The following is a 17,918-nucleotide window of genomic DNA, read 5'->3' as shown; positions in this document are numbered from 1 at the left end:
TGCGTGCTTATGTCATTGAATGAACACGGTTTCTTCCTAGCTCTTTTGCTTTGTATAGCGCTTTATCTGCTTTTTTGAGCACTTGTTCTGGTTTATTAGTATTTTTGCTGTCTGATACACCAATACTGACGGTAATACTCACTGTGGAACTGTCATTTTCTTTACCACGACGTTGAGCCCCCGCTTTATTGTTTTTAGGGCGCTGCTCATTGTCTCTAATGACCATTTTATAGTGCTCAATTTCGCCTCTAAGATCTTCTAAGAAAGACTTACTTTCTTTGACCGTCTTTCCTTTGAAAAGAATAGTGAACTCTTCACCCCCGTAGCGGTAGACTTTCGCATTGCCACCCGTGCTTGCCATTCGAGAGGCAACGAGTTTCAGTACGTCATCACCTGTTTCGTGCCCATAGGTATCGTTAAATTTTTTAAAATGGTCGACATCAAGCATCGCTATCGTGAACTTTCGCCCCAAGTGCTTCATATCCATCTCGAGTGCTCGTCGACCTGGAATATTCGTCAATCGGTCGTTAAACGCCATTTGGTGGCTTGCCGAAATTACGTAAATAATCACTAATACTCCAGCAAGAGAGAAAAGCGTACTGGAGACATAAGGAAGGTGGAAAAAAATGAATGTTGTGCTGGTTAGCAAAATACAAGTATAAACGACAGCATCGATAGGACGATTGTAATTAAGGACAAAAATACCTGTAGCCCCCGTCATCGCGATGCAATACAGAATCAATACGATAGGCAGTCTCGATATGGCTGGAAATGAGAAGAGAAGATCTTCTTCAAACCCGCTAAAGCCGCCAGTATAAAAATGCGTCAAAATGAGGTAGGTCCAGAGCAAAAAGCTCAAGATAATGGCGCTAAAGATATACATACCCCGGTTGAAAATACCGGTATCGGGAAATAAGAAAGCTAGGCAACATGATACTGGAAGTAACAAGCTGACAAGGGATAATTCAAGCAGCGTCGTACCAGTGGAGATTGGTGTTTGCAAACGGGTTTGAATAACCGCATAAGCAAGAAGCATCGCCATCGACACCATGGCGATGCGCGACTGTTTAAAGCTGTGGCTGAGCGCAAGTGCGGTGCCAAAAAGAATGTAGGGGAGGTTAGTTGTAAATCCTGAATTGGCTTGCGTTGCTTCAATAATGTGGTTCATTCCGATAAGTACGCAACTAATCAATACGACAGGAATAAACAGTCGGAACAAGTTTGAGCTAGCAAAAGATGGTGACATTTATGGTACGGCTCAGGGCTTAATAATTTACATGTATATGATAGTTAGCATACGGTAATTTGATGTTTTGCCAAGTCTTTTGTTAATGAAAGTTTGAAAAGTATGGTGTTCAGCTCGCATACCTGATAATACATGCATATTCAGGTTTCTACTGATTCAGGTTTCTACTGATTCAGGTTTCTACTGACATTAGTCCAACCGCACTAATGGCAACGCGTTTCTGTTGCAGTGTGGTTGACCAAACCGCAAAGAGTCGACACCATAAGGCAAACAAGTAAAGGGAAACAAATATCGGTTGGCTTTTAACTGTAGTTTACTCATCAATAGTAACGGTTCAGTGACTGCCTATAGGTATGACGTAGCTAGCTAGGACATAGAGTCGATCTTCGATGACAACCTCTTAAATAAAAAGGATCTAAGATGGGATTTTTCTCAAAATTATTTGGTGGAAAACGCCAAGAAGAAGCAAAAGAAGTAGAGCCTGTAGAATACAAAGGCTTTTTAGTTTATCAAGAGGCGCTTTCAGAAGGTGGCCAGTATAGAGTAGCCGGTAAGATCACTAAGCAAATCGCGGACGAACTAAAAACACACCGTTTTATCCGTTCAGATGTGTTGGGCAATGAAGCTGATGCTAACGAGTTAATGCTAAAAAAGGCACAGATGTTTATTGATCAGATGGGCGACAACATGTTTTAACGCCATTTTGCCATGGTTGTTACTTCTGGAAAGACCAGTTTGAGTTTTTGGTATTAATTGATGTTGGTCATCCGCTTACAGGTAAAATTGTCATAACATGACGCGTCTACCTGAATTCTTCCTGTAAAACCTTAAAATTATACAGGTATGACCTCTAAATAGCGTAATAAATGTAGTTTTTTTACTGAAAAAGATTGTTTAATCTTCCTTACATTCAGTTATATGTAATGAAATATAGTCTTTTTCTTACAAAAGACTTGATGTTATGAAGTTGGTTGGTTAAAAAAGAATAATCATTGTGCCAATAGTTAAGGAACAGCTATGCAAATTGGTGTGCCAAAAGAAATCCTCGCAGGTGAAACGCGAGTCGCTGCAACACCGAAATCGGTCGAGCAGCTGTTAAAATTGGGATTTGATGTCTCAATAGAATCACAAGCCGGTTCGCTCGCGAGCTTTGACGATAACGCTTATGTCGCCGCTGGCGCGAAAATAGTGACAACCGAAGAGGTTTGGAACTCAGAGCTTATCTTTAAAGTAAATGCGCCAACGGATGAAGAAATTGCCCTACTCAACGAAGGAGCTAGCCTAGTCAGCTTTGTATGGCCTGCGCAAAATCCTGAATTGATGGACAAGCTATCGAGCAAAAACATTAATGTGATGGCAATGGACGCGGTTCCTCGAATTTCCCGTGCACAAGCTCTTGATGCGTTAAGCTCAATGGCGAATATTGCTGGTTACCGTGCCGTTGTTGAGGCGGCTCATGAGTTTGGACGATTCTTTACGGGACAAATTACTGCTGCGGGTAAAGTTCCACCGGCAAAAGTTCTTGTCGCGGGTGCGGGTGTTGCAGGACTCGCTGCGATTGGTGCTGCTGGCAGTTTGGGTGCGATTGTTCGTTCATTCGATGTTCGACCTGAAGTAAAAGAGCAAGTTGAATCGATGGGGGCTGAGTTCCTAGAAGTCGACTTCAAGGAAAACTCGGGTTCTGGTGATGGCTATGCCAAAGAAATGTCTGATGAGTTCAACAAGAAAGCGGCTGAGCTTTATGCTGAGCAAGCCAAAGATGTTGATATTATCATTACCACCGCGCTTATTCCTGGTCGTCCTGCTCCGACGCTGATAACCAAAGAAATGGTAGATTCAATGAAAGCGGGTAGCGTCATTGTTGACTTAGCCGCTGCCAATGGTGGTAACTGTGAATACAGCGTAGCGGATCAAGTAGTGACAACACCAAATGGCGTTAAAGTCATTGGTTACACTGACATGGTTGGTCGCCTTCCTACACAGTCTTCCCAACTTTATGCGACAAATATCGTTAACTTAATCAAGTTATTAAGCAAAGAAAAAGATGGCAACATCAATATTGATTTTGACGATGTGGTGTTGCGTGGTGTCACCGTCGTTAAAGAAGGTGAAGTGACCTGGCCTGCGCCACCCATTCAGGTTTCTGCTCAGCCAACTGCTCCGAAAGCGGCTCCGGTTAAGCCGGCAGAAAAAGTCGAAGAACCAACATCTCCAGTTAAAAAGTTCGCTGGGTTGGCTGTTGGGCTTGGTGCATTCGCTTGGGTGGCGTCCGTTGCTCCTGCTGCCTTCTTATCTCACTTTACAGTATTTATTCTTGCATGTGTCGTTGGCTATTACGTAGTTTGGAATGTATCTCATGCATTACATACACCGTTAATGTCTGTAACTAATGCTATTTCCGGCATCATTGTTGTTGGTGCGTTATTACAAATAGGACAAGGTAACGGAGCGGTCACAGTGCTTGCGTTTATTGCTGTTCTTATCGCAAGTATCAACATATTTGGTGGCTTTACTGTTACCAAGCGTATGCTTGAAATGTTCCGTAAAGACAAATAGGAGGCGACATGTCTGCAGGATTAGTACAAGCCGCTTATATTGTCGCGGCGTTATTCTTTATCATGAGTTTAGCAGGTCTTTCTAAGCAAGAATCTGCTCGTTCAGGCAATTACTATGGCATAACGGGTATGACTATCGCATTGATTGCGACGATCTTTAGCCCAGATGCCCAAGGGTTTGCTTGGGTTATTATCGCAATGGCAATCGGTGGTGCGATCGGTATTTTCTACGCAAAAAAAGTAGAAATGACTGAGATGCCAGAATTAGTCGCGATTCTTCATAGTTTTGTTGGCCTTGCAGCGGTTTTAGTAGGCTATAACAGCTACTTGGAGCCACCTGTTGCTATTTCAACCGATCTCGCTGAAATGCACGCTGAACATGTTATTCATTTAGTTGAAGTCTTTTTAGGCGTGTTCATTGGTGCGGTGACATTTACAGGATCCATTGTTGCTTTTTGTAAGTTACGTGGTGTCATTTCTTCTTCACCACTGAATATTCCTCACAAGCATAAATGGAATTTAGCGGCGATTGTCGTTTCAACGCTTCTTATGATCTACTTCGTGAAAGCAGATGGCAGCATGTTTGCGCTTCTTGTCATGACTTTGATCGCGTTCGCATTTGGTTACCATTTAGTCGCTTCTATCGGTGGCGCTGATATGCCAGTTGTCGTTTCAATGCTGAACTCATACTCAGGTTGGGCTGCCGCTGCAGCAGGCTTCATGCTTGCAAATGATCTGCTGATTGTTACAGGTGCGTTAGTGGGCTCTTCTGGTGCGATTCTGTCTTACATTATGTGTAAGGCGATGAACCGTTCATTTATCAGTGTTATTGCTGGCGGTTTTGGTCAAACAGTTGTAATTTCTGAAGATCAAGAGCAAGGTGAACACCGTGAAACAACAGCAGAAGACGTGGCTGAAATGCTCAAAGATAGCAAATCAGTCATCATAACTCCTGGGTATGGTATGGCAGTGGCTCAAGCTCAGTATCCCGTTCATGAAATTACCGAAAAGCTTCGTGCTCAAGGGATCGATGTCCGTTTTGGCATTCATCCGGTAGCAGGTCGTCTTCCTGGTCACATGAACGTTTTACTTGCTGAAGCGAAAGTTCCGTATGACATCGTTCTTGAAATGGACGAGCTAAACGATGACTTCCCTGAGACTGACACGGTTTTGGTTATCGGTGCAAACGACACGGTAAACCCAGCGGCGCTAGAAGATCCAAATAGCCCAATTGCGGGAATGCCAGTCCTTGAAGTTTGGAACGCGAAGAATGTCATCGTGTTTAAACGCTCGATGAACACCGGTTATGCAGGTGTTCAAAACCCACTTTTCTTTAAAGAAAACACGTCAATGTTATTTGGTGATGCTAAAGAAAGTGTTGATGCGATTTCAAAAGCACTTTGATAAAAGCGTGACAATCGAGAAAGCCAGCGGAAGCTGGCTTTTTTTTCGACTTTTTACACGATAAACACATTATTAACAGAATATTTGCGTGCACTTGGCGTGAATCTTGCCGATAATATGTAAAACTCTGTTGCAATCTCACTACGTAGAGACAAGACCAGCCCTTTGAAGAAATTAACTCAAACATTGTTGCTTGCGATTATATTACCGCTCGCTAGTTCTGCGAGCGCTGAATCTTTGCCGGAACGCATTGATAACTTTGTAAGCTTTTTTGATTATGAGCAAGCAAAGGCTTCCTATGACATTCGTGTCATCCAAGCGGACTTCCCAACACAGTTGTTGACGCCGGTGTCTATGTTGCCACAAACAACAAAGTATCCTCTAAAGTCAATTCAGCAACTGTATCGATTGGCAGAGCAGTGCAGTGGTAAATTGCCACTAAGCCCGTTGATTACTGAACCATTAGTTTTCACTCGAGCGATGTGTAGTGGAAGAAAAATATCAACGAAGTGGTTTGCTCGAAGTGGGTTGATTCATCCAGGAGGGGGGACATACGCTGCGAGATACATTGCCAAGTATCCAGAGAAAGCAGAAGAGTTAAAAAAGTTCATGCATATTAATGAACGCGAACTTTCACCGCCTGGTTCATTGCTTGGCAGATTGCAAGTTATGGATGAGCAAACGGTTATTTCGCTTATACGTGGCTCTTCAATGTTTGTAGAAAATGGAGAGTTGTGGCTAAGGCGAGGAGATATGTACTATCTCTTTGAACCGAATGTTTGGAAGAATAATATTAAAGAAGCAGGTCTCAACTACAAACTGGCATCACAAACATCCACTTGTTTTGTACAACGCGGTAACTTGTGCTGGGAAGTAGAAGATCATTCTGATGTATTAAGAATAAGCATGATCGTATTGATCATCGCGAATATACTATTGGTTATTGGATGGGCTATTTATCGCTGGAATAGCAAGCGTGAAGAACTAAGAAGTCGTATGCTTGTACTACAGATCTTAACCCATGAGCTGAGAACACCTATTGCGAGTTTGTCTTTAACAGTAGAAGGGTTTCGTCGAGAGTTTGAGAGATTACCAGAATCTGTTTATGATGAATTCCGAAGGTTGTGTGAAGATACTCGGCGATTAAGACAATTAGCGGAAGCGAGTAAAGATTATTTGCAGTCAGATAACAAACCCCTTGCAACAGAATGGCTTCCATCTGTCCAAGATTGGTTAAGCTTCAAAGCGGAGGAGGAATTTGAAGTTGACGTTAATCTGACTATTAATCAGGACATCGCCGTTAAAATCAATATATATTGGCTAGGTACATGTATCGATAACCTGTTGCGCAATGCGATAAAGTACGGTGTTGCTCCGGTTACGTTAAATGTCATCACTTCTTCAAATTCACTAAGAATTGAAGTGATAGACAATGGTCCATTGTCAGCAAGCGATTGGCGCGAACTGAGAAAACCATTTGTTAGTAAGGCTGGCCTTGGGTTAGGACTTACGATTGTAGAATCTATGGTGGGTCGAATGGGTGGCAAAATGTCACTAGCTGGACCGCCTACAACATTTATTTTGGAGATACCCTGTGAAACAGACACTGCTACTTGTTGAAGATGACAAGAATCTAGCTGACGGCCTTTTAGTAAGCTTAGAGTTAGCCGGGTATAACTGCCTACATGCAGAACTTATCTCTCAAGTTGAACAGTATTGGGAAGAAGCGGATCTCGTTATTCTAGACCGTCAGCTACCCGATGGTGATTCAGTACAACATTTACCTGGCTGGAAACAAATAAAAGATGTTCCAGTTATTCTTCTAACGGCACTTGTTACGGTAAAAGACAAAGTGACGGGGTTAGACGCTGGCGCAAATGACTATCTAACAAAGCCATTTGCTGAAGCTGAATTGTTTGCTCGTGTACGTGCACAACTTCGTGCCCCTGAGTCAGATATTGAAGAAACGAACAAAGTGGTTACTGATAGTTTGGTGATCGATAAATCTACACGAGAAGTAGACTACAAAGGCGAGATGATCACGCTGACTCGTACCGAGTTTGATCTATTATTGTTCTTGGCAAGCAATCTAGGCCGAGTGTTCACCCGTGATGAACTACTCGACCATGTCTGGGGCTATAATCACTTCCCTACGACAAGAACGGTAGATACTCACGTATTACAATTACGCCAAAAATTACCAGGGTTAGAAATTGAAACTCTGCGTGGTGTTGGTTATAAAATGAAAGGCTAATGTCAAAACATTCATTGCTTTTGATTTGTTCACTACTCACAGCATCAACTCAGGTTGGTGCTGAGTGGTTTGAGAACAATACGCCAATCTCACAAGCACATCGACATCTATTGACGAAAGATCAAGAATCAATGTTTCAGTCTTTAGTTGAGATTTGGCAACAACAACCATCGAAAACGATAAAAACTCATATCAACCGTTTGTTTCTTCAGTCACTCGAAGCCGATTGTGGTAAAGGCTACTCATCACAGCCACTACCGAAATGGTTAAGTTCTGTCATAGTTAAACAGCAATCGATTCAAAGCCCCGGGCGAGACACTTTCCAAGCAACTATTGAACTCGAGTCGGAGATAGCGATATCGTCGATCACGCTGAAAAAGTGGGTCAATCGGAAAATTTCGAATGATCGTGAGTTTTTTACTAATGCTGCTAGTGACGTTGTCACTCAATCGGCGATTTACGGGATTCGCTACAATTTGACCTCACCAATTGATGTTGGTCTATATCGATTAGAAGTAAAACGGATTGATGGTGAAGCGTGGAGTCAGTGGCTTATTTTTACAGACCAAGCGCTAAAGCAAACGGTGCGATGGTCCGCTAAAGATAAGTGGCAAATTGAGAAAAACGCATTACTGAATCCATATTGCCCTTTACCTAAGCTAGAAGTCGGGCTCTATGATTATGTGGATGGCAAATATACGCAAGTATGGGGTCAGGAGTACGAATCGGATTACCCAACAGAACTGAAGGCAAAGAATATTCCACCAGACCGGTATGTGTTAGCCGTTTCAATGAAACAAACAAGATGGCAAGGTCCAATTCTCTTTGAGCGCTCTCAGATTATAAGTAAAACGTTTGATGTCTCAGTTGATGATTAACATCAGTAAAACAATGCTCTAATCACTAAAGTAAATTCAATTGATGCCGTTAATACCTAGATAAAGGATTAACGGCATTTTCGTAATGAACTCAAGAATTAAAACGCTCACCACACTCTCATTAGTTTCAACAGCTTCAATGTTGCCTTTCGCAATGTCACACGCATCAACATTAGCGATTGATGCAAGAGGCGATGCGATGGGCGGAGTCGGTGTTGTCTCTGCATCTTATCTTACTGCACCATTCTACAACCCGGCGTTAGTCGCCATTTATAGACGTAATGACGACGCCGGCATGTTAGTTCCGAGTTTAGGCGTGAGCTATAACGACGAAGACCAAATGTTAGATAAGATCGACACTGCCATTAATTCGCCTTCAGGCGCTACGCTCAATGCCTTGCATGGTACTCAGGCGAAAGTAGATTTTGGTGGGGCTATAGCATTTGGAATACCAAATCGCTACCTAGCGGCGAATATATTTGGTAAAGCGTATGCTGAAAATGTAGCCACACCAGATATTGCGACTGGTGGTACAGATATAGAGAACGCGAATCAGTCGGCGGTCAAAACCGCATCTGTTGCTGTCACCGAAGTAGGGATCTCGTTAGCCCGATATCAGACACTCTTTGGGCAACACTTTTCTTTTGGTGTCACACCTAAGTTACAGCGTATTTATACCTACACGTCAGTAAGCTCCCTAAAAGACTTTAACCTCAATAATATTCGTGAAAACTCGCAAGGTGAAACAGCGCTTAACTTAGATGCGGGCGCACTCTGGTTCAATGGCCCGTTTCGAGCGGGGTTCTCTGCAAAAAATATGTTGTCGAGAAACATTAAAACCGCTACTGGAGTGGTTGATATTGGAGGTCGGAATATTAACTATGGATACGAATATCAGCTGACGCCACTCTATACGGTAGGTGCAGGTTTTATTGCCGACTATTTTCAGTTTTCAGTGGACTACGACTTGAATGAAGAAAAGAAATTTACTCAGTTTGACGATAACGTACAAATGCTACGAGCGGGTATTGAAGTTGATCTAGTTCGACAAATCCAACTTAGGGGAGGGTACATGAAAAATATGGCGCGTGATTCGGAGGGAACGATCACCGCTGGTATTGGATTAAGCCCGTTAAACATTTTCGAAATCGATATTGCTGCGAGTTACACCTCTCCACAAGCCATGGGCGCAACGATTAACTTCATGACCACTTATTAGCGCTTGCCTGATTGAGATTATCGTTTATAGTCCTTCTTTAAGACACACTTCGTCAGGAGGACTTTATGTTTGACGATTTACCAACCTTATCTCACCAAGAGCAACAAGCTGCTGTCGAGAAAATTCAAGAACTTATGCAGCAAGGTATTAGTACTGCTCAAGCAATCAAAATGGTCGCAGAGCAAATACGTAAAGAAAAAGCAGAATTACCCAAGTAGTTAAAATCAAACAGAATCACATGAAAGGCTCCCAATAGGGAGCCTTTTTTTGTGTCTCAATACATACCATTTCATGCTGACAGCATACATAACTGATTAAAATACAACGAAATAACAGCAACTTATCAAAGCACATTATGCTGCCGCAATGTCGAGATACATTTCCATTTTGTAACTAAATTACAGAATGGAATTGCGCTTAATTTCCACTAGCATATTATGCTGGCTCGTGTGCTGGAGTATACGGCAAAAGTAAGTGTTTACTTAAAGTAAGATTAGAAGAGGATCCGTCACGCACTATAACTAAGTCATTGAGGCATATTATTATCATGTACTACGTTATATGTGCGTTGTGCCATAATGATATTGAGACAGCCTATTGACGCAAGAGTTGTCGTTTTTACTACCAGGCATTTACAGAGGTCATATTATGTTTCCATCGTCTTCCATATTAGCTCGACGGTTAATGCAGCAGTCTAAGAACCTAGTCACTCCAACTCAGCTTTGCTCCGCTTTGGCCGTTATCGACAAAGTCCCTACGGCTATCGTGCCAGTGACGAACTATAAACTTGACATGCCAGTTTGTGTGTTTCCAAGGGCAATCTTTGAAGAGCACGTTAAATCCAACAAGACACTAGGTAGAAAAGACGGTGTATTCTGGGTTACAGACCGTAGTACATTCGATAGCTTTGGTAAAAGCCTAACACACCTAAAAATCGAACGAATTTTGGGCATGAACCCAGGTTACTACCCAAGAGACCAAGACTTAGTTATGGTTGTCATCGATAGCGCAGAAGAAGATGACTTTCGATTACCAAGTGATAGTGAAGGTGGTGCGAATGATAACTGGCGAAAAGGTGGCTATGCTGGTTGGCCACATACTTATATGTCAACTCCAGAGCGAGTCGCCTGCTCGCGAAATAGCACATTAGCCGAAATCAGTTCGGCAATGATGTTAGTGCAAGGGCTCACAAATCCACTCGACGTATCTGGGTCGATTGATGACATATACAGTCACTTTAAAAAGTAGTGACACCCATCGCGAGGTACTGTTTAAATATACAGCATTAGGTGATGGCTAATAATCTATATAAATCTTATGGCATATAAGTGTCGCATTCGTGATGATGTTTACGAATGATGTCAGGTAGAATTCGGCTTTCGTGACGCGGTAACACAGCGCTGATTTTAGTACGTATAGGACTTAGAGTGTATCAGGACTATAGTATGACCAACTTTACCCAATGTGACAGGGTGACTTTATCGCGCGATAGATAACACTTGAGAAGATGATTCATATGCCGTGATCGTTGACTTAGCGGTAGACGAAAATACAAATCGCCTGAAAATACATTCCAGTTAACATTAAGCGTCTTAATCAAAAAGCTATGCTTGCATTGTTTCAGGTGTCGGAGTGTTTTGGTCGATAGAGATAGATTGTGTAGCTCGGCGGTTTTCCAAAGCGAACATTAGTTGGAACTAGCGAGTAAGCTATAGTATTTCAACCCTGAAACTTTCTGAGTAGTATTTTAAGTGCCCAGAGAGACAAGTTAATTCACCAAAGCCCACGATACGAATGGACAGAAGATGCAGAAGTTCATGGGTAAACAAATGGTCAATCAATATTACGTTCAGCAGTTTTACAGTGAGTGGATTGATGAATGCCAGCATCAATCCAGCAGCGAACGATGGCAACATTAACGTGAAAAACTCAGCGCCTTAACGCATAGATGAAAGCTCACAGCAGTAAAACATTTTGAATGACTCATAAAACATGAAGTGCCTCAGGAATTTGAAGGGCGGCGAAACTATTTTTTCGTGTAATTTTAGGTTGTTAGACGTACAGTATGCAGCAAGCCATTCGGATTGTATGAGGGATTAACGCTGAGGAAAGAAATTTTTATAGGGAGTTCGGTATACATATCAATAACTTACTGTGATGGATGAGACAGTTTTGAACGTGTGTGCCTAAATGTTAAATTTGGGTACGTTAGTGCGCATTATGCCAGCTTAAGTTAAATAGTACTGACTAAGTGCATAATTAGGAAGTTTGGTGGTTTTATGCGCTTTACTTACAATAAGTTAAGTACTTACCAAAAACACAAAACTCTGCGGATTTTTGAAGATTTGACCGTGGAAAGTGTAGCAAAAATTTGTTTTAAATCTGTGACTACCGTCGAGAAATGGAAAAGCAGTGGTTGTATCCCACCGGAGTATAAAAGGCTCGTCAGATTGTACCGCAAGAGGGAACTTTCAGATGAAGAAAAGTGGGATGGGTTTTACATGGTAGGAGACCGTCTGTGCTTACCTACAGGCCAGTTGGTGCAACCTCAGCAAATCATATTAGCGATGGCTTTACTTGAGCTAGGAGCACATCCTGACGTTAAAGTTAACAGCAAGATAGCGAGGATTGCGCGAGCGTTAAACGAACTTCGCCCAAAGCCGTAAGCCCTCTTCAAAGTTATGGGAACAAGACCGTCAGCAATGACGGTCTTTTATTTAGCTTGTATGGCATGAATTACAGCAGTAATAACAGCCATTAATTCGATAGTTTGGGTGTCTTACCCGAGCAAGCGCGACAGCACCTCGGCAACTCGCATGTATGCCTAAATCTTCTTGATTTGAAGCAAGTGGCATGTGAGAGCAACTAGACGCCACTTCATGCACTTCATGGTCGCCATTACGTTGGGCGTTAGTATTCATAATAAATCGGCTCATATTTATCCTTTTTCTGTGTAAGTTAAATTCTATTTTAATGCTAGGTGGTTGTACGGTTCGAGAACTAGATCCCATAAGGATTATATGCAAGTACACTCCTACAGTTGTTTCCTTCAAATCCTACAGATAAAAAGCAAATGCACGTAAGTTCTACGAACTCTGTACTTAACCCCAAAACACATAACCAAAATAGTGGATAGTGAGTGCAACTATCATTGCTGATATTGATAGTTGCATTATTTGACAGGTATCTAAAGTGACAGTGTCGCGTATTAATATGCTTTTCAATCAAGAAAGGTATAAAAATGAGATACTTAAATGTTACGGATAATTACATTTTTAGGCAAATGAAGTGTGGAATTTCGCCAGAAATGACCGCGAAGCTGTGTTTTAAATCACTAAAGGATGTTCGCGCGTGGGATAAAGGCGAACCGATACCACCTGAGTGTAGGCGACTAATCAGGATGTACTCGCATCGAGAATTAGGGATCGGTGATTCGTGGGAAGGTTTTGAAATGGTCGGGGAGAAGTTGCACTTACCAACGGGGCAGATGGTAAGTGCTCAACAGGTCCTTACTGGTATAGCACTAATAGAAATCAACTCAGAAATTGAAATGAAGACGACAAGCAAATTGCTTCAGTTTTCTAGAGCTATTACAAAAATAAAATTGGCCTAATCTCTGGAATGCTTGCTGCCGCTTTAAACTAAATCTTTAGAACGTGCCAAATAGTTCTGTTCCGTCAATTCAGATTTTAAAAAGTTATCATTTAGTAATTCCAAAAATCGCTTACATTTGACGATGCTATCTAGCTTGAAACTACTTCCTGCTTCATTTGCTTTTAAATGTTTTGAGTAATACTCTTGTGACTCTGCAAACTCAATGATTTTCTCGTTACTTATTTTATCTTTTATAACTGCTGAATTTTTATATGCTTTAACTAGTTTTCTTGCAAAGGATGTTTCTTTATCTATTCTTTCGTTGAATTTTGTTAAATCCTCGACTATCCCTAGCTCTTCAAGTTTAGATGAATAGGAGTGTGCTCTGCTATGAATGACTTCTTTGAAGTGAAGTCTGGTCTCAAGTGTGTTCACATTTTCAACAAAGTAATGCTTTTTGGCCTGCATAAAAACAAAGTTAGCATTTAGTTTCAATACATCATGCTCTAATTCAACCAACCTCGTTTTATGCGTCGTAATATTCAAGACACCTTTATCAGAACCGAGGAGTGATACAGGAAAAATGTACTGAAAAAAAGCAATTGATTCGTTAAGAGCACTACATGATAACAATACAATTGAAGCACGAATATTACTTAGTTTGTCATGTTTTGCCTGATAAGTGGGAACGACGCGAGTAGCATCGTAAGCAAGAACTTCTTCAGTTAGGTTGAAATCGAATGGCATTTCTTTAGGTGAAAAATCGTATTTATATAGTGCATGCTGCCGCTCATCAAAATTTGAGAGCATTGGGACACTGAAGCTATCATTGTTAGTATATTTTGAGCGAAGTTCTTTACAAAAACTTTCTCGGTATTTACCTAGAACCTTGCTGTCAATATCGGAGTTGAAAATAGTATTTGCATCGTCGATAAAATAGACGGAAATCCCGTCACATTGGTCTACAAACTTTTCAAACCACCGTGTAAAGTTGCCCATACTCAATTAAGTCCTTATTCTACTAATATAAAATACATTTTCTGATATTAACTTATACGTAACCACATCGTTTTCACTAACTCTATCTCTACTTATCAGGGTAACAGATTCGTATATCCCATTTCGGTCAGACAAGTTAGCTTTGTAAAGCTTGAACCCTAACACTGCAAGGGTAGGATTTGCATAATACTTATTCGTTTTAATGAACATGATCCCGATAATCACCAACAGTATTAGGTATGCAAGCAAACGCCTTGGGTCATCAAACGTAAAGCCAAAAAAAGGTATTATATAAGTCGCCAAGAAAGTTAGATGCTCAAAATCTTCATTCTGCACTGACTGCACTCTGATAACTTGTTGCCCACCTCCTTCAAGCATATAGTCAAAGTCATGCTTAATGTACCAACAGGTAGCCATTAAAATTAACATAATAATTGGAATGACATTAACTGACAGAAATGACAGTAGATATTGCTTAACTAAATCTGTAGTGGTACAAGGGGCTGCATTGCATGTGGTGAGCTTTGTATCAGGTAACGTTACCGTCATCACAAAAACGATCAAAAATAAGAGCGCTAGAGAGAGTATATACAGCTTAATTTTGAACTTATTATCTACCATTTCGTAATCTACCTAGGAAAGCAAGCGTATTTTGCATTCAAGTTCACCGTTTTGTCCATAACTAATGTCAACAATTATGACTTTAGTTGCTCATGTTAGTTAGTCACTTTTTGATGAAAGCTGTTAAGTGGTGGAATTTACCCCCGTAATACAGGTACGGACGCGCTCGCTTCAATCACAATCAAAAGCCTTTTCTCTATTGTTGCTCCTTCTTTGGGTTGCCGTTGCTTAACTCGCCATTCTCGTTTCTGCTCTCTGCAAGGCTGGCTTTGCAGGAAGGTAGGGGGTTTGCGTCTTCTTCATGGGGAGCTTTGGTTTCGGGCGGGTTGGGGCAGTCATGCCTAATTGTGTATCGTTGGGCGCCCTTATCCCTGTCGGGACATTCACGTTAGCTTAGGAACTTGAACTTGTTGAGCTGGCATTCGTTATGAGTATGTCATTTTTTGACATACTCTCGCGTTGCTTCTTTTAGTACTAGAACTTTCGTTTCATTGCCGTTTCAAATTAACAATTTTGACGTAATTTCATACTATTACCATACTTGACTGCACTTTTTCACACAACGCACGGCCTCCGCTCAGCGTCGCTCCGTTCGTGCGTTGTGTTCAATGCGTTTCGTGTAATTTGTATGGTTCGTTCAAGATTCAGCTTGATGTGTTCACAATCAAGTATGACTGTCTGTGACTGACTTCATGAGTGTGCTTTTAACATTTCACATACCAGATAGTGCAAGGCTATGCTGATTACATCCTTTGGCAACTTTTGCTTGCTGCCCTTGGAAGTGAGAAAGCCGGACTCTGTATAGAGTTCGGCTTTTTTGCGTTTGCTGACGCGCGGATTTGGTTTGGTGCTGATGGTCGGCTGTTGTTCCGCTTGTCGGCTCATTCTGGAATGCAGCAATGCTTTGCTTCAATCCAGAACGAGCTTGATTTCAGAACAAGCTCACAACGGTATTCTTGCCTTCTAGCTCTATGTTGTGGTCGATGAAGTGTTGTGGCTCTCCGTTCTTAAGTAGAATGAACAGCCGTTGCTCTAAATACGTACCGACCACAAAGTGGTCTTTGGGAATGTTGTACGTGGGCTTGTCTGCTTCGAGGTCTTCGCATAGCGCTGCTATGTTCGCGAGCTTGACCTTAGGCAATCCTATTAAGTTTCCTGCTTCAATAAAGCCGCCAAAAGGGGCGCTGTGTGTGTTGCCACTTTTGAGCAAGGCGTTGATATTACCGTCTTCTCGTTTGCTTGAATCTACCGCACCGTGTTCGTTGATGCGGTCAATCCGGTAGTTTGAACGTACCTGTATAGACCTAAACATACGCCACCTTAAATAAACTGTATGTATATACAGTTTATTTCAATCCCCGTGTTTTTGTCCACTTTTGTCGTTACAACTTGAGATTCTCCAGTGCGTTGTTGAAGGTGGTTATCTTGGATTTTAGTTGCCTCAGCTCTGCGTAGAGTGCCTGTATTTCTTTGCTTTGGCGCTCACTCAGTTCGTTGTATTTGATGGCAGCGTATCCCGCTTTAATCAATGCGCCTGACATGGTGGTTTGCTTGGTGAGTGTCTTTATTTGGTCGAGCATGTCTTGGTGTTGCTCGGTGTCTCTTATGGTAATTGCCATCATTTTTCCTTAATACCGGTGCGTGCCAGGGACAGTTTTGATTGCAGACTTGTCTCGAGTTCGCCTGGCTAAATGGATGCTTTGCTATCTATATGGTGCTGATAGGTAATAGGCTCTGTGCTTCATCAAGTTGGTTGGGTTGCGGCTCTGGTGTCGGCTCAGCTTGAGCGGTTTCTATGTTGTGTTGGGTAGGCCGACTGTCACAGGCGACGAGTTTGGTATGGGACTGATAAGTGATGTTCACTAGGCAGTAGTCGAGCACGTCGAACGTGTAGCCTATTTGTTCAAGTAGGGCATCATTTACATAACCCTCCGTTCCATCGGGATAGACTTGTTTGAACAGCACTGTGGTGTAAACGTTGGGCGCATCCACTCGAACAACAACGGATGAGACGTAAAGGTGTTGCACTGGATACGGCCAAACATTGGCTGGCGATTCTATGTCGCCATGATTAAACCTCGGCTTATCATTCGGAGCGTTATCGATATCGCTATGAACAGGCTGATGCGTATCATTAGGTATCGAATCAGGCTCATTAGCTTGGGAACGAGGCGACGCATTAACTTGAGTAGTGGTTTGAGTGGTGTCAGTAGTATCAGGCAGGGCTTGAGTAGTTTGCTCAGTCGATACGCTATCGTTATCACCACGAGTGAGAATGTCATAAACGGATACTCCTAATCCTATGAATGAGGCAATTGTGATAAGCAAGATGCCAATGATTTTGATGGAGAGAAATGGGTTACTGGCCGCGCCGGATTTGGTGGTTTTTCCGGTCACGGTAGACTTGTAAAGCAGGTGAACGGCAATGGGTACTTTTTGGGTTGTGGTGTAGTCGTCTTTTGCAGGTTTAACGCTGGTTGATTTTGGATCGTGTTCATACAGTCTTGGCTTACGTTTAGTGAAGAAGACTGAATCTTTGCTTTTGTGGTGTATTGCCAGCTCAGCACAGCCGCGAACGTCCATTGGAATGTTCTTAATCTCAGGCGTAACAAAGGTGATGTCCCAATTGAAGTGACGATGACGAGACATGCTTTCTTCAAAGGTAGGTGGGAGACGTATCAGGCCGTTGTCGTCTAACAGTGTTTCGCCTAAATCATCGGTATCGATGTCGTCTTCATTGGGACGATAGCTTTCAAGGTTACGTCGGTAGAAATCGGGATACCATGCAGGCAGATGATCCAAAAAAGGATCAATACCTTGGAATTGGTTCTTGGCCATGTCAAAGCCAACGGTTTTGTTGAAGATGTTCTGCATTTCATCAATGAGGATAAACGCGCCCATTGGCATCCAGTTATAGAAGTTTTGCCACATGTTGCGGCCTTTCTCGGTGAGCGAGTAAACCTTGATGATTTGTGCTGATGGGGGGAAGCGTTCACCGAGTCTGGATTCAATTTCGTTAACCGTGGCAATGCCTTGAATGTTGGTGACGACGATGCGACCAGAGCGAAGCGCAGGCAGTAAGTCATACCAGACTGCTGTTGCGGTTTTGTAGGAGCCGTTGCTACCGTGACGAATAATGATAGCCATG

At 42.2% G+C, this 17,918-nt stretch carries 18 protein-coding genes; 10 read left to right on the top strand and 8 right to left on the bottom strand.

All coding sequences use genetic code 11. The features are described 5' to 3' along the window. Positions 1-7 precede the first annotated feature (7 nt). Positions 8-1,246, bottom strand: a complete 1,239-nt coding sequence (locus MD535_RS08255) for a GGDEF domain-containing protein (RefSeq protein WP_265674399.1) — start codon at positions 1,244-1,246, stop codon at positions 8-10. A 420-nt stretch (positions 1,247-1,666) separates the two neighbouring features. Here MD535_RS08255 and MD535_RS08250 point away from each other — a divergent pair, with 420 nt between their 5' ends. The 10 genes from MD535_RS08250 (at position 1,667) to MD535_RS08205 (ending at position 12,222) form a co-directional block, all read left to right on the top strand. Further along, on the top strand, positions 1,667-1,942 hold the full coding sequence (locus MD535_RS08250; RefSeq protein WP_265674398.1) for an HlyU family transcriptional regulator: 276 nt from the start codon (positions 1,667-1,669) through the stop codon (positions 1,940-1,942). Between the two features lie 321 nt (positions 1,943-2,263). Continuing rightward, positions 2,264-3,802, top strand: coding sequence for a Re/Si-specific NAD(P)(+) transhydrogenase subunit alpha (gene pntA, locus MD535_RS08245; RefSeq protein ID WP_265674397.1), 1,539 nt, complete (start codon positions 2,264-2,266; stop codon positions 3,800-3,802). A gap of 8 nt (positions 3,803-3,810) precedes the next feature. Beyond that, the gene (gene pntB, locus MD535_RS08240) at positions 3,811-5,205 is read left to right on the top strand and encodes a Re/Si-specific NAD(P)(+) transhydrogenase subunit beta (RefSeq protein WP_265674396.1); all 1,395 of its coding nucleotides are present in this window, start codon (positions 3,811-3,813) and stop codon (positions 5,203-5,205) included. Between the two features lie 165 nt (positions 5,206-5,370). Then, positions 5,371-6,825 (top strand): sensor histidine kinase VxrA, encoded by a 1,455-nt coding sequence (gene vxrA, locus MD535_RS08235; RefSeq protein WP_390902907.1) that lies wholly within the window; start codon positions 5,371-5,373, stop codon positions 6,823-6,825. After that, positions 6,800-7,459, top strand: coding sequence for a response regulator transcription factor VxrB (gene vxrB, locus MD535_RS08230; protein WP_250618624.1), 660 nt, complete (start codon positions 6,800-6,802; stop codon positions 7,457-7,459). Before vxrA ends, vxrB begins: the two co-directional genes overlap by 26 nt. Beyond that, the gene (locus MD535_RS08225) at positions 7,459-8,337 is read left to right on the top strand and encodes a DUF2861 family protein (RefSeq protein ID WP_265674395.1); all 879 of its coding nucleotides are present in this window, start codon (positions 7,459-7,461) and stop codon (positions 8,335-8,337) included. The genes vxrB and MD535_RS08225 overlap by 1 nt, the downstream gene beginning before the upstream one ends. A gap of 85 nt (positions 8,338-8,422) precedes the next feature. Continuing rightward, the gene (locus tag MD535_RS08220; RefSeq protein ID WP_390902906.1) at positions 8,423-9,556 is read left to right on the top strand and encodes a conjugal transfer protein TraF; all 1,134 of its coding nucleotides are present in this window, start codon (positions 8,423-8,425) and stop codon (positions 9,554-9,556) included. A gap of 65 nt (positions 9,557-9,621) precedes the next feature. Then, positions 9,622-9,774, top strand: coding sequence for a YoaH family protein (locus MD535_RS08215; RefSeq protein ID WP_265674394.1), 153 nt, complete (start codon positions 9,622-9,624; stop codon positions 9,772-9,774). 430 nt (positions 9,775-10,204) lie between these two features. After that, the gene (locus MD535_RS08210; RefSeq protein ID WP_265674393.1) at positions 10,205-10,804 is read left to right on the top strand and encodes a hypothetical protein; all 600 of its coding nucleotides are present in this window, start codon (positions 10,205-10,207) and stop codon (positions 10,802-10,804) included. 1,031 nt (positions 10,805-11,835) lie between these two features. Continuing rightward, on the top strand, positions 11,836-12,222 hold the full coding sequence (locus MD535_RS08205) for a regulator (protein ID WP_265674392.1): 387 nt from the start codon (positions 11,836-11,838) through the stop codon (positions 12,220-12,222). Between the two features lie 51 nt (positions 12,223-12,273). Here the strand turns inward: MD535_RS08205 and MD535_RS08200 are convergent, their stop codons facing one another. The 7 genes from MD535_RS08200 to MD535_RS08165 form a co-directional block, all read right to left on the bottom strand. Continuing rightward, complete coding sequence (locus MD535_RS08200) at positions 12,274-12,492, bottom strand: hypothetical protein (RefSeq protein ID WP_265674391.1); 219 nt, start codon at positions 12,490-12,492, stop codon at positions 12,274-12,276. Between the two features lie 700 nt (positions 12,493-13,192). Then, entirely contained in the window at positions 13,193-14,149 is a 957-nt protein-coding gene (gene kwaB / locus MD535_RS08190) for an anti-phage protein KwaB (protein WP_265674389.1), read from the bottom strand. A gap of 6 nt (positions 14,150-14,155) precedes the next feature. Continuing rightward, entirely contained in the window at positions 14,156-14,770 is a 615-nt protein-coding gene (kwaA, locus tag MD535_RS08185; protein ID WP_265674388.1) for an anti-phage protein KwaA, read from the bottom strand. 712 nt (positions 14,771-15,482) lie between these two features. After that, entirely contained in the window at positions 15,483-15,683 is a 201-nt protein-coding gene (locus MD535_RS08180) for a hypothetical protein (RefSeq protein WP_265674387.1), read from the bottom strand. An 18-nt stretch (positions 15,684-15,701) separates the two neighbouring features. Continuing rightward, on the bottom strand, positions 15,702-16,082 hold the full coding sequence (locus tag MD535_RS08175; RefSeq protein ID WP_265674386.1) for a hypothetical protein: 381 nt from the start codon (positions 16,080-16,082) through the stop codon (positions 15,702-15,704). 70 nt (positions 16,083-16,152) lie between these two features. Then, positions 16,153-16,389, bottom strand: a complete 237-nt coding sequence (locus MD535_RS08170) for a hypothetical protein (protein ID WP_265674385.1) — start codon at positions 16,387-16,389, stop codon at positions 16,153-16,155. Positions 16,390-16,477: 88 nt separating this feature from the next. Then, positions 16,478-17,917: a zonular occludens toxin domain-containing protein gene (locus tag MD535_RS08165; protein ID WP_265674384.1), complete on the bottom strand. Its 1,440-nt coding sequence runs from the start codon at positions 17,915-17,917 to the stop codon at positions 16,478-16,480. Between the last annotated feature and the right edge of the window lies 1 nt (position 17,918).

It is taken from the genome of Vibrio qingdaonensis, from assembly GCF_026191675.1.
Classification (GTDB): Bacteria; Pseudomonadota; Gammaproteobacteria; order Enterobacterales; family Vibrionaceae; genus Vibrio; species Vibrio qingdaonensis.
Note: the sequence above shows the minus strand (reverse complement) of the source record. Positions and strands in the feature narration are given on the sequence as shown.

What these genes read in the sequence shown, in the direction of transcription:
- pntB (WP_265674396.1), top strand. Translation starts at nt 3,811, where the DNA reads ATGTCTGCAGGATTAGTACAAGCCGCTTATATTGTCGCGGCGTTATTC.
- MD535_RS08255 (WP_265674399.1), bottom strand. Translation starts at nt 1,246, where the DNA reads ATGTCACCATCTTTTGCTAGCTCAAACTTGTTCCGACTGTTTATTCCT.
- MD535_RS08220 (WP_390902906.1), top strand. Translation starts at nt 8,423, where the DNA reads ATGAACTCAAGAATTAAAACGCTCACCACACTCTCATTAGTTTCAACA.
- kwaB (WP_265674389.1), bottom strand. Translation starts at nt 14,149, where the DNA reads ATGGGCAACTTTACACGGTGGTTTGAAAAGTTTGTAGACCAATGTGAC.
- MD535_RS08250 (WP_265674398.1), top strand. Translation starts at nt 1,667, where the DNA reads ATGGGATTTTTCTCAAAATTATTTGGTGGAAAACGCCAAGAAGAAGCA.
- MD535_RS08215 (WP_265674394.1), top strand. Translation starts at nt 9,622, where the DNA reads ATGTTTGACGATTTACCAACCTTATCTCACCAAGAGCAACAAGCTGCT.
- MD535_RS08205 (WP_265674392.1), top strand. Translation starts at nt 11,836, where the DNA reads ATGCGCTTTACTTACAATAAGTTAAGTACTTACCAAAAACACAAAACT.
- MD535_RS08210 (WP_265674393.1), top strand. Translation starts at nt 10,205, where the DNA reads ATGTTTCCATCGTCTTCCATATTAGCTCGACGGTTAATGCAGCAGTCT.
- pntA (WP_265674397.1), top strand. Translation starts at nt 2,264, where the DNA reads ATGCAAATTGGTGTGCCAAAAGAAATCCTCGCAGGTGAAACGCGAGTC.
- MD535_RS08175 (WP_265674386.1), bottom strand. Translation starts at nt 16,082, where the DNA reads ATGTTTAGGTCTATACAGGTACGTTCAAACTACCGGATTGACCGCATC.
- MD535_RS08225 (WP_265674395.1), top strand. Translation starts at nt 7,459, where the DNA reads ATGTCAAAACATTCATTGCTTTTGATTTGTTCACTACTCACAGCATCA.
- MD535_RS08170 (WP_265674385.1), bottom strand. Translation starts at nt 16,389, where the DNA reads ATGGCAATTACCATAAGAGACACCGAGCAACACCAAGACATGCTCGAC.
- MD535_RS08165 (WP_265674384.1), bottom strand. Translation starts at nt 17,917, where the DNA reads ATGGCTATCATTATTCGTCACGGTAGCAACGGCTCCTACAAAACCGCA.
- kwaA (WP_265674388.1), bottom strand. Translation starts at nt 14,770, where the DNA reads ATGGTAGATAATAAGTTCAAAATTAAGCTGTATATACTCTCTCTAGCG.
- MD535_RS08200 (WP_265674391.1), bottom strand. Translation starts at nt 12,492, where the DNA reads ATGAGCCGATTTATTATGAATACTAACGCCCAACGTAATGGCGACCAT.